This window comes from Hymenobacter tenuis (genome assembly GCF_054780495.1).
In genome coordinates this window covers 100,554-122,000 of sequence record NZ_BAAGWF010000005.1, presented here as the reverse complement: position 1 = coordinate 122,000, position 21,447 = coordinate 100,554, and the positions used below count along the sequence as shown (strand labels likewise).

The following is a 21,447-nucleotide window of genomic DNA, read 5'->3' as shown; positions in this document are numbered from 1 at the left end:
TGCCTCGGTCACCAGGTTGCCAGCCATTTGAGAGGCAAACAACCATTGCTGCCATTTATTCCTGCGCTATCAAGTAGCTAATTCTTCTATAGAAAAACGCTTCGTTCAAACTTGTCAACCATGACCCTTGGATTACCACTTACCCTAGTTACCCCTGACAATCTGAAAGGCCTTATTCGCTTGTTTCAAGACAATGCTATTGCTGTTCAACCTCTAGATATTAAGTACCTCGATTATCGCATCACGCATCCTGGAGGAACTGGACCAAACGTTTTACGGCAGTTTACATGGACCCGTGGCTCTTCAGTTGAGCCACTAGCGCTAAAATTGTCCGACTGGAAAACGGAAAAAGGAAAAGTAGAGCCTTACTCCTACCTGACGGTAACCCATAAAGGTGGCACCGAGCTAGTAGGATTTTCTTTAGGCTTGCTGATAGAGGATAAACATCATATCTATCCTGGTTTTAGAATTGGCAATGGAGAAGGGGGCAAAAACCGCTGGTTTGGCAAAAACACCAATGACATTCGCACAACCGATGAGGTAAAGCAGCTGGGCCAAAGGATTCAACAAGCCTGGAAGGATAGTGGCAATCAAGTTATCAAACATCCACAGCTGCCCGGTGAATGGCTAGCTCTCCAGAATATTTCATTGCCTGATGTACAGCTTGGGGCTACTACGAATGGCTACGGTAAAAATATCCTCATCAGAGAGTTTCTAACCGCATTTCTGATGGCGGAAAAGTTGCGCGATGAATCAATAGATACTGCCAAACGCCGCCTGGCCAATACGACGTCGGTGCACCCCCTTAACCAGATCCTCTATGGCCCTCCTGGTACCGGCAAAACCTACTCCACGGCGGAATGGGCCCTTGCTATGCTTCAAAATCGTCCAGTAGTGGACGTGAGAAAAGAATATCAGAACCGGCACGTCCAAGTGCGGGAGGAACTGGCCCGATACCGGGAGCGGGAGCAGGTGCAGTTTGTCACTTTCCACCAGTCGTTCAGTTACGAGGATTTCGTGGAAGGCATTAAACCCAAACTCACCGGGGAGAAACTAGCCTACCGCGTTGAGCCCGGCGTGTTCCAGCACTTAAGCCACGCCGCGAAGCGGGCCTGGCAATATCCCGCCCAAGTGGCCACGGCAGCCGCACCCGTTGCTGACTTTGATACGGTATATGCGGCCTATGTGCAGCACCTGCAAGAGCAACTCAAACAACACGGTCCGCTCCCGATTCAGACGATGACGGGCGCTAAGGCCCAGATCTTCGATATTAAAAACGGGGATGCCGTTGCCATGAAGCACGAAGGCTCCCAGTATTTTTTCACGGTTGGGAAGAAGTGGACTGCCCAAGTGGCCGAGCGTTATGAGCGCGCCGAGGATATTGTGCCCATGAACCAGAAAATGCTGGAAATAGGCGGCCCCAACGCTTCCCTTCAGTGGGCCCTGTTTCGGCACTATAGGTCCTTTGAGCAGCAGTATTTTCCCGCCGAGCAGAACCCCGACGCCACTGCGTTGGCGCCAATTCCGGCCGCCGATGGGCTAGCCCGTTTCGTGCTTATCATCGACGAGGTAAACCGTGGCAACGTGGCCAGCATCTTTGGGGAGCTGATTACTCTGCTCGAAGACGACAAGCGCGCTGGTCAGACGGACGAGCAGTCCGTACAGCTGCCTTACTCCAAAAACCAATTCACCGTGCCGCCTAACCTGCACCTACTGGGCACGATGAACACGGCCGACCGAAGCGTAGAGGCCCTGGACACCGCCCTGCGCCGCCGCTTCGCCTTCGTCGAAATGCCCCCCCTACCCCACCTCCTCAGCCCCGCTCAAATGGTGGCCCGCTTGTGGTGGCATCATGCAGATGTTGTATGGCAAGATACGGGGTACCGAGCCGCCGAGGCGAAGCTATATGAGTTGCTGGGTTGCCCGCTTACCACGGCATCCGAACAAGGGGGCTTATGGGCTAAAATAGAAAATGGGGCAGCGCCCGACGAAATACTCCAGAATGTGAAGTTTACGGGCGTCAACCTACAGTTGCTGCTCGACGCCATTAATGCTCGACTCGAATACCTGCTCGGCCGCGACTATCGCCTGGGACACGCCTGGTTGATGAACGTGGGTAGCCTAGCGCAGTTGCGCCAAGCTTTTCGTAACAAGGTTATTCCTCAGCTTCAGGAGTACTTCTATGGCAACTGGGGTCGTATTGGTCAGATCCTAGGCTCGGACTTCGTAGTGAAGACGGCCAACTCCACCTCCCCGTTGCTGGCTTTTGAAGAAGAACCGGATGGGGAGGGAAGAAGCCTTTACGAAATCAGCTCCGCTGACTGGACTATTAAAAACTTCCAGGACATCTACCTGCCGCAGTCATGAGCCCGTCTGGCCCCTATTGCCTGACAGCGTACGAGCACGAGACGTTGCTGCTCTCCCGCTATCCGGAGCTGAGCCCCCACCTCGATGCTCTTGAACGGCTCCAGATCCAGCAACAGGCCTCTTGGTTTACCCGGCTGCACGGCAGCCTACGCCTGCATCAGTTTGTCGGTGTTATCCAAGTGCCGGGGCTACTGCTTGAAATCTTACCCAAAACCGATGATGGGCGCCGCACCAATTCCTCCCAGTCGGATGCACACTGGCGCCAGGTAATGCTGCAGATGCTAGCCTATGTCCACGACCTGTCGGTAGCTGTCCCTGACGTTGCGCACCTGGCCCACTCGCCCCACGCCATGCTGGACCTGTTCGTGGCAGCGCTGGTTGAGCAGGCGGATACGCTGCTTCGCCAAGGTCTGGTCAAGCACTACCACGCCACTGACGCCAACCGTACCGCCCTCAAAGGCCGTCTGCTCTTCCAGCAGCACATCACCCACAATTTAACCCACGGCGAGAGGTTCTACACTCGTCATCAGACCTATGACCACGCCCATCCGCTCAACAGCCTGATTCGAATGGCGCTGGAGCTGGCTTCCAAGCAAGTGCGTAGCCCTGCGCTCGCGGCCCGCACCCGTACTTTGTTGCTCCACTGGCCGGAGCTACCTCCGGTACCCATCCCAGCCGACTCGCCCCCGCTAAACCGTAAGACCGAGCGCTATCACAAAGCGCTGGAACTAGCCCTACTGTTCCTGCGTGGTCAAAGCCCCACGCTTCGTGGTGGTCGCACCGAGGCCGTAGCCCTGCTCTTCGATATGAACACGCTCTTTGAGCGTTACGTAGCCCGGCACCTTCAGCGCGCCGCCAGCAAACGCCAGGGCCATGTCCGCTTGCAAAACAGTCGGGTGTTCTGGCCCGGCATCCGTATCCGTCCCGATTTAGTGCTTACCCTGACCACTGGCGTGAAGCCAATGGAAGTTAGCCACACCTTCATCCTCGACACGAAGTGGAAGCTGCCCAAAAGCTACCGCCCTTCGGCTGATGATATGCAGCAGGTGTTTGCCTACTGCCATCTGTGGAAGGCCCGTCACGGCATTCTGCTCTACCCCAGGGCCGGCAACGCTCCGTCTGAAATCAAGTACCCCTACGCTGACAGCCGCTGGGCACCCGATATACCCATCATGGGTCACGCTTACTTTGCCCCCGTGCTGAGCAAGGATGGGTCACTTAATCAACAGCTTGGCACGGATCTGTTAGACTATCTGGAGCTGAGCCTTTCCTAGCATCCTCAATCTATGCTGCACTAGGAGCCCAAATCACCATACGTCATGGGATCGCAGCAGGTAAGTTGAGTAGCAGGATTTACTATGCATTCGACGCACTTACTTAAGGTGCTCTGCCCCGCAATCTCTCTGCGCACCGCATGAACGCTATTATTTCATCACGGTAACTCTACCCTTTCGGTGTCCTCCCTAGCTAATCCTACCCCGAACATACTGTACTTCTCTGCTCTACTACCCACGCGCGCGCCGCGCTTGTGGCAAGCGCTGACCAATGCGCTGCAGCAGTACTTGATTCCGTTTCGTCTGCTAACGAACACCCGCGACATCTGGAGCATTGACTATATGCCCGTGCAAGTCGGAGCCGATGAGTTTGTGCAGTTTCGCTATGACCCCTCGTATCTGCAGTTCAAAAAACACGCGGGTACTATCACCGTTGCCTCCGAAGTAGATGCCGTACGGGCGTTGCGTCAGCTAAAGCAGAGCTCGCTACGGGTAGACGGAGGGAACGTGGTGCGGGTAGGTAATAAGGTTATTGTCTCAGATCGGGTATTTAAGGAAAATCCGCTGGTAACGGCGGAGGAAGTGCGCCAACATTTGGAGCAGGCATTGCGGGCAGAGCTGGTAATTATTCCCGCCGATCCCCATGATTTTACTGGGCACGCCGATGGCATGGTGCAGGCGCTGGGCGACCATACTGTGCTAATAAATGAGTACCAGGCTTCGGACGCTGAGTTGTCTCGTCAACTTACGCAGACGCTACGCAACAATGGCCTGCAGTGCGTGCCTTTTCCCTATAACCCCTATCAAGAAAAGGGCTCCACCACGGCCCGCGGCGCCTATATAAACTTGGTACGGATCGGGCCGCTGGTCCTATTGCCAGTATTCGGTCTTCCGGACGACGAAGCGGCCCTATACCGTGCCAGTCAGCTTTTCCGGGGCTGCGCGATTGTGCCGATAGACGTAGCAGAGCTAGCCCCTTTGGGTGGATTGCTACATTGCGTAACCTGGGCGGTACATGACCCACACCTGTCCTTGCTGCCGCAGCAACAAAGCGAGCCGGTTTACTCCCTTAACGCACTGCACGAACTGTGGGGAAGCCAGGAGCAACCAGTTGATGACCGACGACTAGACCGTTACCGCGGCGCTATGTTGGGGCTGGCCTTTGGTGACGCTATTGCAGGGCAACCGGAGGGGGCACCGCCCCAACGGGCAACGGCTGTAACGCAATTGGCGTTGTTTACCGCCGAAGGTTTGTTGCGCGCCGAGCACAAGTCTGTACAAAAAGGGATTGGTGGCGCTGAAGCCCACATCATCTGGGAAAGCTGGCTGCGGTGGTTGCATACGCAGGGAATGCCCCGCAAATCATACCTCAACCCCGAATGGCCCGGAGGCTGGCTCACGACCGCGCCACAGTTGCAGCACCGGCGGCAGCCGACCACCACGACGTGGCAAGCACTTACGTCGGCCCCACCGCACCTTCCTCACCTAGCCAGTAACCAGAGCATGGGCGCCGACCCGTTAGCGCGGGCCGTTCCCATTGGCCTTTTTCACTTTCGGGCCCCTTGGCACGCGGCCGAAATAGCAGCTAAAGTCACTAGCTACACGCACGGGCATCCATTAGCACAAACCGCGGCTGGGTGGGTGGCGGCCACGCTGGCCGGCCTGATGCGGGGCTGGTCGTTGAGCGATGCAGCCCGAGTGGCCACGCAGCTGCTGCCCAGCGAAACGGCGGCTGGCGAAGCCTGCCGCCAGGTCGTCATGCTGGCGCTGCGGCTGGAGCACAAGCCCGTCCCCGCCCAGTCGGCTGACATGTGGGCGATGATGCGCCAACGTACCGCACCAGCGGTCCTGCTGACGGCCCTTTACCACACTCAGCACTATTCGACGCATCCTGAGCAAGGCATTCGGGCCGCGGCCGGGTTTGGAGGACGACAAGCGGCGGCGCTTACGGGGGCATTGCTGGGAGCCGTTTCAGGAGAGTCGGCCTGGCCGGTGGGCTGGCGTGGACACCTAGACCTGGCCCAGCTGGTGTGTACGCTGGCCGATGATATGCACACCAGGTTTCGGGGCGGTACGTTTCACGTACACGAGGAATGGTGGCGCCGATATCCAGGTTGGTGAGGGCCCGAGCCCGGGTATGTGCTCTTCCGGGTTAGTAGGCCCGAAGTAGGCTAGGTTGGAAGAATGATTTTTCGCAGGTAAACAAGCTCTTATACTCCTATGTAGACTCATTCCAGGATGTACGACCTTGACGGGGCACCTTTGGGGCCAGGGGCCGTACTAGAGCCTTTCGGAAAGATGTTTTTAGAACCGGAAGCACAGTTTCTATGGGCAGCTCCTCTGTGGCGGGTGGAGATAGATGCGGCCGGTAACTGGCGCACTCTGCCGCAGCGGGGCGGCAAATTTTACGAGTTCACCCAGGAAGTAGCGGCGCAGTGCCGCTCGTGGCCTAACCCAGTTACGGACATCTGCGAACCGACAGGACGGAGATGTCCTGCCGGCACGCCAGAGGAGCATAAATTCTACGCGGTCTGATGGGGATTAACCCTTTCTGTGGTGGGCAATAGGCATTTTGACTTAGCTGAATAGACTAAACCAGAGGAATAGCAAGCTAAGTAGTTTGCAAGCCGGATTTAGTGGGAGTCAGTTGCCAGCAGTAGGGCCTTATTCGCTGCTTCCATTCCGAATAAGTGGTGTGAGAAATCCAGTCAACCATGCCTAGCTGGTGTTGGAGCGGACGGTTACGGCACAGCGTGCTGCGCTTATTTACCGTATCGTTGACGATATAGTTGTAGATGATCTGGAGGGATTGTGCGAGGGTGGAAACGCCGATGCGGAACACATAGGTAGCTTTTCCTTCCTCCGTGCTTTCCCAAATGACAAAGGCGGTGTGCCGGCTTTTCAGCGTGAAAAGAAAGGAATCGTGAATGGTGCACACTCCCTTGGAATTAATGACCTGTTCCGGGGTCGGAATGATACAGGACTCCTCGTCCATTGCCTCGCACAAGTAGCGCATACTTGTTGACCGAAAGAAATTGGGTAGATGCGTCCGGTAATATTGTTTAGTGTACTGGGAGAACTTATTAATAACTAACTGCGAGTTGTCTGAATCAACATCGATGGTTAGCTGACCTGTGTTGGAGAGAAACCGGATGTAATAGAGTACAACTTCCCGATTCAAGATGGCACTGACTGTACGCTGGTGGACCTTGACTTGCAAGGGTGGTGCCTGGCGGAAGGTGTAATGGGCTTTGATCAGATTGAGGGATTGGCGGGCCTCCGGGAAGTAATAGCGGTTGAGAAAAGTGCCGCCGTGGCGGATTAACAAGCCACCATCACAAAACTGAATGTCTTTCCAGTCAACGGTAATCAACTGCTCTGGGACGGACGATAATGAGTTTAGGGAAGCAGAGACAGACGGGGGAATCGGTAATGCTAGCCGCTGGCGCGGTGCAGTTGTAGCCTTGAGGAAGACACTAGTAGGATTCTGAGCCTGGTTAATTGCCTCTTCAGTTTCTTGAAGTCGGCGCTTCGACAGCGCTATTTTTTTGATGACATCTCTTTTGGCTGCCTCCAACTGCTGCTGCTTGCCCGTTAAGGCCACCAAGGCCTCTTCCGCCAACTTTTTTCTTTGCTGCGTTAACTGAAGCGTAATGCTCCGTTTCTTATTCAACTGACTTTCTATCGCTTTTTTCTTTTTCTGCAATTCTTGGTAGTCACTGGAAACGCTATGCAGATTTAACTTGCTGCCTGGACTTAGCTGTTGCCGTACGGTGGTGAGCTTTTGCTCTATTCTTGCCAACTCGTCAGACAGTAAGTCCGGTCCCGGACTTTTTTGTTCTTCCTCTCGACATTGGGCAAGAATATGTTTTTGCTCCTCTTGTTTGTGCTCTAAGATCTGCAGCTGTTGCTCGAAGCTGAGTCTACGTTGGTGGAGTTGCTCATGAGTTTCAACTTTAGAAGCATTAAAGCGGCAAGCTATGCCCTCTTGAATGCAGCTTAACAGTCGACCTTGAAACTCTGTAGCGAAGGGCAGCTTACTGTGTCGAGGAATAGCATAACCATTTATTTTCAACCATTTAAATAGCTCTTGTTCAGGATAACCTTCTTTCTGAGCTACGGTGCGTAGGCAGAAAAGACTAAAGGACTTCGATTTCGATTTGCCCGATGCCATAGTAGATGTTAATGCGAGAGTTGTGGTAGTTGAAGAGAATAATGGTGTACAATCAGGATCGTGGAGCATTTCGGCGGATGATCTGCTCCTAAGTTGCGAATGGGACCTTGGTTTCGTACAGCTCGACTAAGGAGTGCGGCTGAGTTATCTGGTTATCGACGATGATGTTGAGTAAGCCAATGGGGTGGATCTTGCCACCCTAGTGCCAAAGAGTGCGCTCAGGACAAAGGGCACATGATGCTGATTCAAGTGAGGATAGTCCACCTAATGGTTGTTATGGCCATCCACTGCGTAGTCAACCCAGAAGGCTGTTGGGCGTTGTATAAGTAGCTACTCCTACATTTCCTTGTAGTAGCCGGCGAAATCAACGACGTATATATAGCCTCGGTCTCGGGCCGTTGGCCCCCATTTCGCAGAGTAGTTGCTGTTTTTCGCGGCGTCGTAAGCTAGTGAATCGGCTAGGGTATAGCAGGTAACATGCGAGACCACCAGGCCAGTTAGCTTCCCTAGTGATGGCAGCTTAGCGGCGGCATCCTTGCCAATTTTTCCAACGACGCGCCCCTCCCATTCTAGTACCCTGGCACCCCAGCGGTCATGGCCAATGGTGATAGGGCTGCCTACTTTGATCTGGTCGCGGATCAAGGCATAGGTGGCAGCCTTGCCTTCCCATTCATCTGCCCCCCAAGATAGCTGCACTTTGCCCATCTCATCTTTTACTGAATTGCCGATTTGCTGGCGCTGCTGGTCACCCAGAGTAAAAGGACGGCCCTCAGCCACTGCCAGCTCCCGCTCATAATTGAACACTGCCAGCCGGTAGCGGGCCCGGGTATAGGCCACGTACAGCAACCGTCGTTCTTCTTCCACCACTTCGGGCAAACTGGCTTCGGTTTCGCTCTGCCCAAAGTCCATGAACGAAGGGGGCAGCAGCACGGCGTCAAACTCCAAGCCTTTCACCTTGTGCATGGTAGTGAGAATGACCTCGCGCCGTTCCGGCTCGTGGGGGGCTACGGCCCGGATGTGCTTCTCGTAGAGCCTGGCGAAGTGACCGTCGTCGTGGCGGGCTAGGTCAGTAATGAACTCCAGCAGCTCCTGCTGGGTAGCTTCTTCCAGGGGCTCGCCGCGGCGCTCACATTCAGCTCGGAACTCGTACAGCAGGCAATGGACCAGATGCAGTAGATAGGGATCCCACACGTGGCCGAGGCGGGCCAAGCAAGCTTCTTTTTCCTGCGCGAAGGACTCCATAAAATCGGGGGCCAGCAAGGCCTCAGGGGCGGCGTAAAAGGGCTGAAGCAACTCCCGAAATTCCCGAGAGGCCACCGGCGAGGTGCTAGCCCCCTGCACTCGCAAGGTTACACCCTCGAGCAAGCTGTTTTTATCCAGTTCGGTATAGGCCCTGAACACTTCATCATTGGAGCGTAGCATCACGGCCACCTGTTGGTATCGCTTTGCTGCTTGAGGTCGGCCTTGTGCATCGGGTCCCGGCTGGTAGGTTTCTTTCAGCAACTGTTCCAGCTTTTTATGCCAATGGGGGGCCTCGCTAGTGCGGACATCGATGATCTCACAGTAAGTACTGGTGGGGACTGGCTCCCGCCGGGCCCGAAGGGAGGGTAAGTTTTTAAAACGGCGGGGGTTGGCGGCTAGCAGTTGGGTACCTGCTTCCAAGATGGCGGGGTAGGAACGGTAGTTATCACTCAGGTAGAAAGGTTTGCCGTGCTGGTACAGCTGATACAGCTTCTTATAGTAAGGGTACGGGTCCCGGGGCTCATTGACATTCGCTTTCTCGTAGCCATAAATGCTTTGATTGGGGTCGCCGATAACGCAAAGCTTCGTCTGGTCCGGCGGCGCGATGATGCGGAGTAGTTCCAGGCGCTCCGTGGTGATGTCCTGAAACTCATCCACAAAAGCATAGGCAATCGACTGGCGCAGCTCTACCTGAAGTAATGAGGGATTAGTGGCGAGGGCCTGGGTTAGACAGGGGACCCATTGGTCGTATGCCTTACCCTGCAGCCGTTCCCCCAGGATGCGCTGGCAAAAGCCGTGAAATGTGTATACATGCAGCCGGTTAATGAGGCGGCCATAGCCTAAACGCTGAAATAATCGGCTTAGGCGCTCTTTCAACTCCACCACCACCGCGCGGTTGTAAGCCAGAATGATGATTTCTTCGGGCTTTACATTTTCCTGATGAATGAGTCGGGCCACCCGAAGAATAAGCGTATGCGTTTTGCCGCTGCCAGGGCCCGCAATTACCTGCAGGTGCTGGTTGAGCGGCGCGTCATACACCTGCCGCTGCTGTTCGTTGAGTTTGGCTTCTTCCTCCTTCAGGGCCTCTCCCCGGTAGGCCTGCAGCTTGGGGTGGTCTTCGCCCAGGTAGTCCTCCTGGCCGAGCAGACCCACGAGTGCCGCACTGCCCTCACAACCAAAGTATTGCTTGATAAAACCATCCTGGGCTTCCGTTGCCAGATGGCTAAGACATTCGAGAGCCAACAATCGCAGCTGCTTTAGCTGGCGTCCTTCCTCGAACTTCTGGTACACCTGGGCATCCGAGACAGAGCGGTTGAGCGCCGCCGTGTGGTCATCCTGATCAGGTGGGGTAAGATCCTGAACGAAGAGTTCAATGCCCGTGGGCAGCAGGGTCCCGCTCGTGTTCAGATAAGCCAGTGACCGGGCCAGAAACAGCAGATTGTCCACATACGCGGTGCCTTCGGCTTCCAGCTCCAGTACCAGCACAACGTCGGCGTAGTTAAATTGAGTCTGCCCAGCGCGGACCACGTGCTCCAGTAGGGCCTGTAGGCGCTCACGCAGGGCGGCGAGAGGAGCTTCCAGCTGCCGAGCATTTCCCTGTTCGCTGCTTATCACCTGAATACGCATACCCCGTTCAGGGCCTTTCACGTCGAGCAGGGTTTTAGTTTTCACGCCCGGCAGCAAGCGGATGAGGCTGAGAGCAAAACGGGCGCGCTTCTGCTGCCAGTCCTTGCTAAGCTTGCGGCACGTGGCGGGGGCACCTAAGGGCTGCTTTTTGGCCCCAATTTCCGCCCAGTGCACATGATCAGTGGTGAAGTATTCAGCCGCTACCTCGCGCACAAGCTCGTCCCACTCTGAGGATTCAATGCGGCGCTGCCCACCACCCGCCGGCAGCAGGCGTAACAGGCGACGGGCCAAATCGAATAGAGCCTCAACCAGCGGAAGCCGGTGATCCGCAAACTGCGCTTCTTGCCAGGCATGTAGCTCGGCTTTGCGGGTTTTAGTGGAGCGCAGCCATAAGGGACGATCAATGAACAGGGCTCGCGCCCGTTGAGCCTTGAAGAGCAGGCGAAAGGCCACGCTAAGTTGTTTCTGGCCGGTAAGACGCAGCAATTCATCCAGCGGTAGGTTGAGGCTGGGGGCATTGGCTTCTCGGTGAGGCGACGAGTGCAGGGCTTCTACAAACTGTTGTACCTGCTGCCGCTCGTCAGCCTGCCAGATAAGAGCATAATTGGGGTGCTGCCCCAGGGTAAGAGGCAAGTGGGTGAGCGTGTACATTCCCAGGTGAAGGCGGCCTAATTCTTCCAGCCAGTGCAGTGACAGGCGGAAGCGCACCTCATCCTCGGCGGCGTTAGCCAACCCACTCCGGCTTAAATCGAGGGGCAGGGCATAGGGCTCAGTCATGGGCACCTGGAGCTTACCCATTTTTGCCAGGTGCTGGTGTAGCTGCTGCTGGGTATTGAACACATACTGCCAGCTCAGATCACTTTTGTGAAGCAGGTCACGCAATACCCCGAAGTCGGCCCGGGTGAGTATGCACAACGACTGAATGCGGCGCTCACCGGCAAATCCGGCCTGCTGCCGCTGGGCCGCATTGCGGCCCGCGCGACCGACTTCCTGCAGAAAGTCCTCGAAGGTGCCCGACGGCCCTAGGTGATACAGATAATGAATGTTGGGAATATCCATCCCCATGCCGAAGGCCTTGGTTGCCACCAGCACTAGGGTGTGCGTGGGCTCCTCGTCGGTAGCCTCAACATCTATCCCAGGGTCCAGGGTAGCCTTGTAGGCCTCGTATTTGGCACTGCGCTCCGCGCCGTCGAGGGCAGCGTGAAAGTAGTCGACGTGGCCGGCCCAGGGCAGGCCACGTCGCTCAGCCAGCTGATTCAGGGCCAAGGCAGTATCCTCCGCTTGCTGCCGGGTGCGCACAAATACTAGCACTCGGCTGAGGGCGGGATTGAACTGCTGTTCTTCTAGGTTATCTACTACTGCCTGCACCCGCTGGGCATCGTCTTTCACCGTTCGAAAGCCCATCTCAATGTGCTCCCGCACGGGATTATAGGCTAGGTCACCAATGCGTTCCATTTAGCCGAATAGTTGCGTGAAGCCTTCGTAAATCTTTTCCGTGACGGTAGCCGAAAACAGCAACACTGGAAATTTGTGCACGCTAGTGTCGCGGTGGCCTTGCACCATGCGGGCAGCGTGCAAGTAGTCGGGGCGAAACTCATGGCCCCACTGGGAAATGCAGTGGGCTTCGTCGAAGATGGCATATTCTAGCCCGCCGTCGGCAGCTAGACGTTGGGCAAAAGCACGGGCAAAACTGCGACTTCGAAACCGCTCGGGGGTGATGAAGAGCAGCATAATTTCGCCCCCCGCCAGGCGGCTGTAAATCTGCTGCACCTCATCTTGCTTGTCCTGGTTGAGGTACTCAACGCTACTGTAAAACCCCCGTTGCCAAAGGGCAGACACCTGGTCTTCCATCAGGGCCTTGAGGGGCGTGACCACGATGCTCAGCCGATTGGTATAGGCACTGCGGTAGAGCGCGGGAGCCTGGAATAGCAGGGACTTACCGCCCCCCGTAGGCAGCGACACCAGGAGGCTTAGATTAGCGGGGGCCGGCAAGATGCGATCCAGGTACGGCAACTGATCTGCCCGCCATTCATGCTGCACCAGCTGCTTTTGTTGCGTGTCCCAGAATTGCAGAAAGACTAGCTGCAGAAGCTCTTTAGCTTCGTCGATATCCAACTCAAACTCCGCATCGGGCTGCCCACTGCCGAATACTGTCTCTGCTTTGTTGGCTGCCTGCTGGTAATCCTCCACAGCATGCCAGGGGGTATCGAGCACATCCACCTGCAAGCCCCAGGAGGCCACGATTCCTGGCGTTTCGCTCAAGCGTGGGTCAAGCAACCACACCCGGTTATCGACGTGATTATGGAGAGCTAGCTCCTGCCAGTGATTCACCACCGGGCGTTGCAGCTGTAGCAAAAAGTGCGTGTCGCGGGTTAAGTACTCGAAGTCCGCCGGCTCTGAACCATGAACGGAAGCCTCATCGTCTTCTTCGGCCGCTTTATCGTCATATACCTGACCGTCAATGGATTCCCCCTGGATCGAGTAGGAGTTCATGGTAGCCCCGTTTTTTCCTCCCGATGCCAGCCGAGCCCGCTCAAATAAGGCGGTGTTCTGGGCCAGAAAATAATTCTCGCCCAGGGCGAAGCCATCCAGCAACAGCTCAATGGGTCCCCGATAGTTGGCCCGCAACAGGGCCGCGCCGCGGTGAGCTGAAGCCACCAACAGACGGCGTTCATGGCGGCTATCGTGCAGTAGCTCCAGCTGCCGCGCTACCGGTGCATCAGAGTCGGGAACAAAGTAGCCGCGTTGCTCGAAGAAGCGGGCCAGCACGGCCACCTCCTCCGATCGCGTAGCCAGCAGCACCAGGGGGCCTTGCTGGCGGCGGCTGATGCTATCCACCAGTTCGGCCTGCAGCAGCCAGTAGCGGGCTCGGTAAATGCTTTCGGGGTAGAAAGGGGTAACTCCCAAGCGCTGCTGCAGCCGGAAAGCATCGACGGCAATGCTACGCAGCCGCCCTTTAGGAGCGCTCTGCTCAATTCCTTCTATATGCAGCTGTCCTGTAGGAGCGCTTTTCTCCTTTGCTTCTATAAGCCGCGTAACGAGGCCCGGGAGCTGGGCGACCAAGGCTTCCCAGCTGAAGCTCCCCCACACCCGGAAACTGCCATAGCGTCTTTTCTCCAGCCAGAAATGCTCGTAGCCAACCGGGATTTCCGCCCGCAGCTCGGTTGCTTGCGAGTGGGTCAACCCCACAAAGCTCTGGCCTCCCGAAAACTTCAGCCATTCAGAACGAGTGCTGGGACTAGCCAGCAGGTCGTGGATCCCTAACGCATCGCGCAAGAGCTTTTTATGGGTGAGCGTCAGCAAGTCTGACCTGATGATCAGCAGAGCCATGCTGGGCTGCCCCTTCAGGAGAGGATACGCAGCTAGCAGCTGTTCCGCCGTCAGACAGCAGCAGCCGGGGACGCTCCAGTCCGGCGCCAGGGCTTCAGCTTGGCATTCGGCCAGAACAAGGTATTGCCGGAGGCGCACCCGCACGGCGGGCGCCATGGCCGCGGCGGTTGGCACGAGGCTAGCCTGCCGGCAGTAAGCGAAAAAGCGGGCAGCCCATATGGCTTCCGTCGGATAAGCGCTTAGCTGCTGCTGGACGGCGTCCTCGTCAAGCTCGCGGTATTCGGGATCCGTTTCCTTATTGGCAAAAAACCGTAGGCCGGGCAGTCGGCTGAGCTCTCCCCACGCGGACGAAGGGGCCAGGGCTAACTGCACTGGCGGGAGCCCTTCCTCGGCTAAGGTGGCCTGCATTTCGACCAGGAGGGGCGATGCAACCGGCTGCGGTCGGAACCACTCCAGGCGCTGTTGACGCAGTTCGAAGTCGTCCATAGCCAAACAAGCAGTTCCGACGAGGCGGCTACGCAAGCCGGCCAGCGCGGTGCTCACGGAATGAGAAAAAAGTCCTTGCAACATCTCCCATTCCGTTGGTTCGGCCAATAGGAGGCGCTGCACCTGGTTGAGAAACAGGTGCCAGGCTAGCTCCGCATCGGCAGCGGCCGTGTGGCTCGTGCGGAGCGCGTACACCTGCAGCTCAGGGCTGAGGGCCATTTCCACGAGCAGGGTATCCCACAGGTTTTCCGCAGCCAGCGTCACACCATGATCTGCTAAGATAGGCGCATCAAAGTCGCGCACATTATGTCCGACGGCTAAGTAAGAGGTTGTAGCCGTATGCTCGGCCAGCGTAGCGACCGTAGTGCTTACAGCGGTTTCTCCTTTGCCCGTGCGCCAAGCCCCAGGCCGTCCCCAGGCCATCTCCCGAATGGTTTTTTGATCGCTCTCCAGATCGACGGCAATGACAGCAAACGTATCGCCAATCAGCCCAGGCAGCATCTGCTGAGCTCGTGTGTGCAGGAGCTCGGGGCTGGCAGCCGTTAGAAAGCGGGCTATCGTTAGAAAATCTTCATCTGATAACTGGGCCGCTACCTTTTTCTGATTGGCTGGCGACAACGCCGCGAATTGAGCAACAGCCGGGTCATGGGGAAATGGCACCGCCCGATCTCCCACCAGCCAGGCCTCCAGAAGGGTGGCCTTATTAAGGCGTGCAACCAAGAGCTGCAGAGCTCCTGTTTGGTCACCCCAAGTCAGCGCGATGGCCTGCTTACCCTGTTGGTAGTCCTGCAGAGAAGTAACCTCGGGCAGTTGCTGCACCCATTGGAGAAGGATAGCGTCGAAGACGGGATATTGCTCCTTCCCCAAGGCTGCTTTGAGCTGTTGCCATGCGGTGACCATTTCTTGGGCTGGCTGCTGACGTACAAATCCCAAGTACAAGTCCGTTATTCCAGTCTCCTCCGCCAAGGGCCACCAGGAAGCAACTACTACGGGTAGAGGAAGGAAGAGCTGAATGATTCGCGCGGCTACAGCAGGCACTTCGCGCAGGGGGGAGCGATAGCGCACCCACAGCTGCCAGGCGAATTCAGGGTCAGCAATACCTAAATAGGTTTCAATGGCCTGCGCACCAGATTCTGGAGCATTTCGAAGAATAGCATCTAGCAACCGGGTAGCGGAAGTCAGCCGCTCACTATCGGTTATAGGCCGAAACTGGGCAATTAATGCCTCTATCACAGCGGCCCGGCATTCGTCTGGCAGAGGGCTATTAAGCAGTCGAAGCAGTAAATCCAGTGAAACTCCACGCAGCAACCGGACCAACAACGGTAAGTCGGCAACCAGCGGCTGGGCCCAGCGCACCTCCCTTTTGCCGGCATGCCGGGAGCTGGGTTGGTCAGCTACTAGTAGCCAGTCTTTTTCTCCCGGCAGCACTCCCTGCAGCTGCTTGATATTCCAAAAGATTTCATCGTTTGAACCCGCGCACCAGAGAAAGCCATATCCTTTATCCGCAAATACCGTGGTTACTTGCCCGAAGTCCAGCTCCGCCTCCGCCGGAATGCGCGATAACGGCTTTCTATTGGTCGAAGCTGCCCGGGTAGATTTCCGGGGAGCCGGGGCAGCTATAGCTTCCCGAGGTACTGGGGGCTTCTCCGGGAGTATTTCTTCTAGCTCCTGAAGACTAGAAAAGGGGCGCACGGGAAAATTCAAATCAACGAGCACGACGCCTTTGCCCGTTGGGTTCGCTGTAACCGGCGAGTTTATGAGATCCACTTTAGCGGGGATTGCAGTCTGAGCCGCTTTAGCATCAGCAGCGGCCAGCGCTTCACCTACCGTAGCGTACATGGGTGTCACTGCAGGACCAGCCCCCACTTCCCGCCTTAAAATAGCTTCCCAATCGCTTGGCACCTCTCGTACCATCCGCAAGTCAGGCACTGTGATGTGCCGGCTTAGGATTACTTGTAGTTGGGAGACAGTAAGGTTAAATAACTTCAGTAGTTGGGGTAATTGCATTAGGTACTAGCCACTAGGATATCTTAACTGGGGAAAAGCCCTCCCCTACCGCGGATGCTTTCCCATAAAGAGCTTTTTAGGCTATTAAGAGGCAAAAAAGAACGTATAAAGCACGCTATGGTTAAGCAGGACTGCGAAGCTATAAGAAACGACTATGTTTCCTGTTTTTATCCATAATTAGTTTTTGCGCTGCCCTCCTAACTATCCTCATGCAGAAGGGAGTTATGCATTAAGCTGCTAACGCATAAAGTGAAACCAGAGAAGTATTGAGTCGTGGGTATTCACTCAGCTACTAGGCGGGAAATTTGATGGATGAGCTCTACCGCTAGCTGTTCTCTGTTCGGACCGTAATGGAACTGCCGATGGCAATTTGGGCAGAGAGCGACCGTATTTGAAATCAAATCACTGCCCTGCTGTGACAACCACCGCACATGATGTACTTCCAAGTAGGGCAACCCATTTTCCGTGAAGAAAGGAGCTTTTTGGCGGCAGTGTTCGCAATGCTCCTGGGCTAGTTCAAGCACCCTTGCGCGCACAGCAGGGCTTCGCTCATAGCGTACTGTTCCGGCCGACTGTATAAGTCGGGGCTTTTGAATTCCTACTGGATTTTCCGGGACACCTTCTTGTAACAGGGCCGCAGTACGTTCCGCTAAGAAGAGTGGGTCGTCCGTGGGAAGCTGTAGCTGAATGTAGGGGGTAGCTTCCAGCATGCCTCGAATAGTCGCATAATAGGGCGCTACATTTTCTAGCGGCACTAAGCCTTTTGCCCACGCTACACCCATAGTGGACAAGACGAAGGAGATGTTTTGCATCCTTCGCTCTTGGGCATTAACATCCCTGCCATACCGCGATTTGAGGGAGCGGTATAGAGCTGCTTTGTTTACTTTCTCCCCTTTATTCTGCCTTTCTAATAAGTCAACGTAGGCTTCAACCGAAGCCGCTAATTCTTCCATTGTCCAATTGGCCATTCCAAACGTTGCTGCTGTAGTAAGATATAATTGCCTGTGCAAGGTAGGGCTGGCGGAGCATCACTCTAGCTTTTCTCCGGCAGTACCTTTACATCATAATGCTTTGTCTTCCTATGCGCGGCTAGTAGCTTCCGTTGCCTTATTTGCGTTATCCACAAGCTGCATAAGGACACTACCTCCAATTCATCGCCTGAGTTAGGGAGAGTCGTGAGTCAGCTCCTAGCGTTAGGCAATCTTGGGGGCGCGACGATGGATATCAACCAGCCTACCAATTGCCTGTTGGTAAAGAAGCAATACGCTTTCCCTACCACCCGGACTGTAGTGCCCCTACTTGATTCAGCTTGCACTTGGACGCGGCTGACTTAGGGTCCGCCGACCGCCAACATGACTTTCCAGCTGACGCGAAGCTGCCGGTGGGTTGGTAACCGGTGCAAGGCAACAACTATTCGTAATCAGGCTTTGACCGAGGTAACAACTTTCCTTCGACTGACCGCACCGCTACCGTAGTCGACAACTCGGCCACCACATTTAATGACCAATATTATTACTCTTGCGCCTAATCACAACTTGCGGACATAGGCAATCTTGGAGAGCTATATCCGCGCTGGTCAGCGCCACCCAGGAAGTATATGTTATCATGGGTTCCTAGTAAAGGTGACACCGGCGCTAATAGCACCGCCACTACAATTGATCTGGGGAGGGTGACCCTATCGGCACGCATCTAGAAGATGGTCGTAGTGCTCTCTGTATGTGACCAAGACGCGAAGGTCCCACAACGAATGTGAATTGGGTCAGGATCTGCGGACAGTATCTATGCGTAAGTCAATGATCCCCTATTATTTGTGTATAAAGTTGCGACTAGAGATCGGCGCTCAAATCTCTTCTAAGCGGCCAAAAGTCGTTTTACGGTTTCCACAAAAGCATGCTTAAAGGAGTCATCCTTAGCCAGCATCTTGTAAAGGTCCAGTTCTGTGCGGCGCTGGCTGTTGATTACCTCTTCGAAGATTCGGTTGAAGGTTATTTCTCGGGTCTGGTTGTCGGGGTTGTCCTGAAACTTAGCCTTAAAATCAGGGTGCGCCTGCATACCGCGGACGATGTTCAGGAACTTGACCCGTTGGTCTTCAGGCGTGGCTTCCCAACCTTGAAACCAGCGCTCATTGAAAGTTTTGATTATTAAATCAAGTGGATCCTTATCGGAGTCCGGATCATGAGCTCCGCGAGGGTTTGGGTTCTGCGGATCAAGTTCTGTTTCGGAATCGTCTAAGCCAATAGAGGCATTAAGCTTGACTCGCTCCAACCCGTAGGTGGCTAAGTCAACCGAGTCCATCAGTGCATCCAGCGTGTCCTGGTTGGGGTCCTGAAGCTTAAGGCGAGGGATCAGGAACTTCAGAAACCAGAACAGCTGCTCCCACTTGACGATGTCAAACGGCATAATGGAAGCCAGTTGCCCGTAAATCTTGACGAACTGCTTGGCCTTGATCTTGAAGTCAACCTTTCGCTTTTCCTCCAAGTCAAGTTCGTGGCTAAAGCGGTCCTCCGCCAGCTGCAGAATGGGACTTAGCTCCTTCTCGGCATCTTTACCTAGGAAGTACCGATTGACAAATTCCACAACCTCGTGCCACTCATACACGCCGACATCGTCTAAGTTACCTTTCAGCTCGTGCAGGACGTTTACGTTCGTCGCCTGGCTCAGAGTTGTGGCAGTGTAGAAGTCGTCAAAGGACTTCTTGATGTCTTCAGTCGAGTTCCAGAAGTCGAGTACAAACAGATCCTCCGTTTTCTTTCCCAGCTTGTTAGCCGACCGGTTCAGGCGGGAAAGGGCCTGAACGGCCAACACGCCTAGCAGCTTTTTATCCACGTACATGGCTGAGAGCTTGGGTTGGTCGAAACCCGTAAGGTATTTGTTAGCTACCACTAGCAGGCGATACTCGTCATGGTCGAAAAACCGGGCGATGCGGTCCGTTATGTATCCGGGGTCGGTGGGCTTGGCAGTGTCCAGACTTTCCGGGAAGTCGTTGAGCGAGTCTTCGGTATGCTCAATGCCGTCCACTTTCTTTTTCCCCGAAAAGGCAATGGCAATCCGGAAGGGGTGGCCGCGGTGCTGGAGCTGAGTGCGTAGGGCCTGATAGTACCGTATAGCCGCTTCAATGTCCTGGGTGACGACCATGCCTTTGGCTTTGCCCTTCAGCTTCTTGGTGTTCACCACGCCGCTCAAAAAGTGGTCGAGCATAATCTCCGCCTTAGTGGCGATGGTTTCCGGATGGCGCTCGACGAAGGCCCGAAGCTTTTTCTGCGCCTTGGCCGTATCAAATAGCGGATTTTCAGCTACTGATTTCTGAATTTCATAATAACTCCTGTAAGTAGTGTAATTGGCCACTACGTCGAGAATGAAGCCTTCCTCTATGGCCTGTTTCATCGAATACAGGTGGAACGGACGGAACTTGCCGTCCTCGCCTTTAATGCCGAATTTCTCGAGCGTAGCGTTTTTGGGAGTTGCCGTGAAGGCTAGGTAGGAGGCGTTACCCCGCATCTTGCGGGTTTGCATAGCCCCCAGAATCAGGTCCTGAGGATCCGCCGCATCCGCATCTTCATCGGTGGTATTACCCATGGCCTGGTTCATCTTATCGGCTGTGGACCCGCCCTGCGAACTATGGGCCTCGTCGATGATGACGGCAAACCGCTTCTCGCTCAGATCGGCGATGCCGTCGACGATGAAGGGAAACTTCTGAATCGTGGTGATGATGATGCGCTTACCCTGCTCTAGGGCTTCTTTCAACTCGCGAGATGAGTGCGCCGGGGCCACAATGTTCTTGACTTCAGAGAAGTCCTTGATGTTCTCGCGCAATTGCTTGTCAAGCAAGCGGCGGTCCGTGACTATTATCACCGAATCGAACAGGGGATTGTCCACTCCCCTGCTCCCAGCTACCTGCGCGTGCTGCGGGTAGGTTTCGATGAGCTGGTAAGCCGCCCAAGTAATGGAGTTAGATTTGCCCGAGCCCGCCGAGTGCTGGATCAGGTAACGCTGCCCGACTCCGTGACTGGACGCGTGCTTAACCAGCTTCCGCACCACCTGCAACTGGTGGTACCGGGGAAAATATAGGGTGCGCTTGCTGAGCTGATCGGTGTCGCGCCCGTCAAGGCGAACAAAGTGCTGGAGGATGTTGGCCACACTGTGGCGCGTCAGAATTTCCTCCCACAGGTAGGAGGTCCGGTGGCCGAAGGGATTAGGTGGATTCCCTTTACCGTGGTTATGCCCCTGGTTGAAGGGCAAGAAGAAGGTTTTAGCGCCTTCCAAGCGGGTGGTCATGTACACCTCGTCGGTATCCACGACGAAGTGCACCAGGCAGCGGCCAAACTGCAACAGAGGTTGTTGGGCATCGCGCTTGTACCGGTATTGGTTTTGCCCGTGTACCTTGGCATTCTGGCCCGTCCAGGCATTTTTGAGTTCCAGCGTACTGAAAGGCAAGCCATTAACAAAGAGCACCAGGTCGATTTCCTCTCCCTTGTTGGCCAAGCTGTAGCGTACCTGACGCGTGGCGCTGAACTCGTTTGTTTCGAAGGCGTCCTTGATTTGCTGGCTGCTCGAGGCTAAGGGCAGCGGGTAGAAGAGGGTGAAGTGGGCATCGTCTACTTCCAGGCCCTTGCGCAGCACCCGCAGCAGTCCGTACTTCTTGATGAGCCGGTCCAAGCGTTCGAGTATTTTGAGCTTCCAGTCGGGCTGCTTGCGAAGCTTGTCCAGCTCTTTGCCCTGCGTGGCCTCCAAGAAGTGCCAGAAGCGGTGCTCGTCGATGGCGTATCGGGCCTCAAAGTCATTTGCGTAGCTAATATAGTAGCCGTTACCGCCCCGGTAGGCTTCGGTCTGTTCAGCCGCCAAGGCCGGGAGAACAGGGGCGGCCAGCTCTTCTAGGCAGGTTCCGGTGAGCCTCTTCTGAATCGATGCTTCTAACGCTTGTTCGTTTGTAAGGGTAGGCAT

At 55.4% G+C, this 21,447-nt stretch carries 8 protein-coding genes; 3 read left to right on the top strand and 5 right to left on the bottom strand.

Features of this window, described 5'->3' with window-relative positions; translation table 11 throughout:
- Positions 1-120 precede the first annotated feature (120 nt).
- The 3 genes from ACYVGU_RS19730 to ACYVGU_RS19720 all read left to right on the top strand — a co-directional run bounded on the left by ACYVGU_RS19730 (position 121) and on the right by ACYVGU_RS19720 (position 5,762).
- On the top strand, positions 121-2,367 hold the full coding sequence (locus ACYVGU_RS19730; protein WP_460623496.1) for an McrB family protein: 2,247 nt from the start codon (positions 121-123) through the stop codon (positions 2,365-2,367).
- Positions 2,364-3,641 carry an McrC family protein gene (locus tag ACYVGU_RS19725; RefSeq protein ID WP_460623494.1) on the top strand — a complete coding sequence of 426 codons (1,278 nt, stop codon included), beginning with the start codon at positions 2,364-2,366 and terminating at the stop codon, positions 3,639-3,641. Before ACYVGU_RS19730 ends, ACYVGU_RS19725 begins: the two co-directional genes overlap by 4 nt.
- Before the next feature lie 180 nt (positions 3,642-3,821).
- Complete coding sequence (locus ACYVGU_RS19720; protein ID WP_460623492.1) at positions 3,822-5,762, top strand: ADP-ribosylglycohydrolase family protein; 1,941 nt, start codon at positions 3,822-3,824, stop codon at positions 5,760-5,762.
- 490 nt (positions 5,763-6,252) lie between these two features.
- Here the strand turns inward: ACYVGU_RS19720 and ACYVGU_RS19715 are convergent, their stop codons facing one another.
- The 5 genes from ACYVGU_RS19715 to ACYVGU_RS19695 form a co-directional block, all read right to left on the bottom strand.
- Positions 6,253-7,815 (bottom strand): zinc ribbon domain-containing protein, encoded by a 1,563-nt coding sequence (locus tag ACYVGU_RS19715; protein ID WP_460623491.1) that lies wholly within the window; start codon positions 7,813-7,815, stop codon positions 6,253-6,255.
- A 336-nt stretch (positions 7,816-8,151) separates the two neighbouring features.
- The gene (locus ACYVGU_RS19710) at positions 8,152-12,138 is read right to left on the bottom strand and encodes a UvrD-helicase domain-containing protein (RefSeq protein ID WP_460623490.1); all 3,987 of its coding nucleotides are present in this window, start codon (positions 12,136-12,138) and stop codon (positions 8,152-8,154) included.
- Positions 12,139-16,266, bottom strand: coding sequence for a DEAD/DEAH box helicase (locus tag ACYVGU_RS19705; RefSeq protein WP_460623489.1), 4,128 nt, complete (start codon positions 16,264-16,266; stop codon positions 12,139-12,141). It lies immediately after the preceding gene.
- 521 nt (positions 16,267-16,787) lie between these two features.
- On the bottom strand, positions 16,788-17,474 hold the full coding sequence (locus ACYVGU_RS19700) for an HNH endonuclease (RefSeq protein WP_460623488.1): 687 nt from the start codon (positions 17,472-17,474) through the stop codon (positions 16,788-16,790).
- Between the two features lie 883 nt (positions 17,475-18,357).
- Entirely contained in the window at positions 18,358-21,447 is a 3,090-nt protein-coding gene (locus tag ACYVGU_RS19695) for a type I restriction endonuclease subunit R (RefSeq protein WP_460623487.1), read from the bottom strand.

Coding starts and splice junctions, on each gene's coding strand:
- ACYVGU_RS19730 (WP_460623496.1), top strand. CDS start 121: ATGACCCTTGGATTACCACTTACCCTAGTTACCCCTGACAATCTGAAA.
- ACYVGU_RS19725 (WP_460623494.1), top strand. CDS start 2,364: ATGAGCCCGTCTGGCCCCTATTGCCTGACAGCGTACGAGCACGAGACG.
- ACYVGU_RS19700 (WP_460623488.1), bottom strand. CDS start 17,474: ATGGCCAATTGGACAATGGAAGAATTAGCGGCTTCGGTTGAAGCCTAC.
- ACYVGU_RS19710 (WP_460623490.1), bottom strand. CDS start 12,138: ATGGAACGCATTGGTGACCTAGCCTATAATCCCGTGCGGGAGCACATT.
- ACYVGU_RS19695 (WP_460623487.1), bottom strand. CDS start 21,447: ATGCCTACCCTTACAAACGAACAAGCGTTAGAAGCATCGATTCAGAAG.
- ACYVGU_RS19715 (WP_460623491.1), bottom strand. CDS start 7,815: ATGGCATCGGGCAAATCGAAATCGAAGTCCTTTAGTCTTTTCTGCCTA.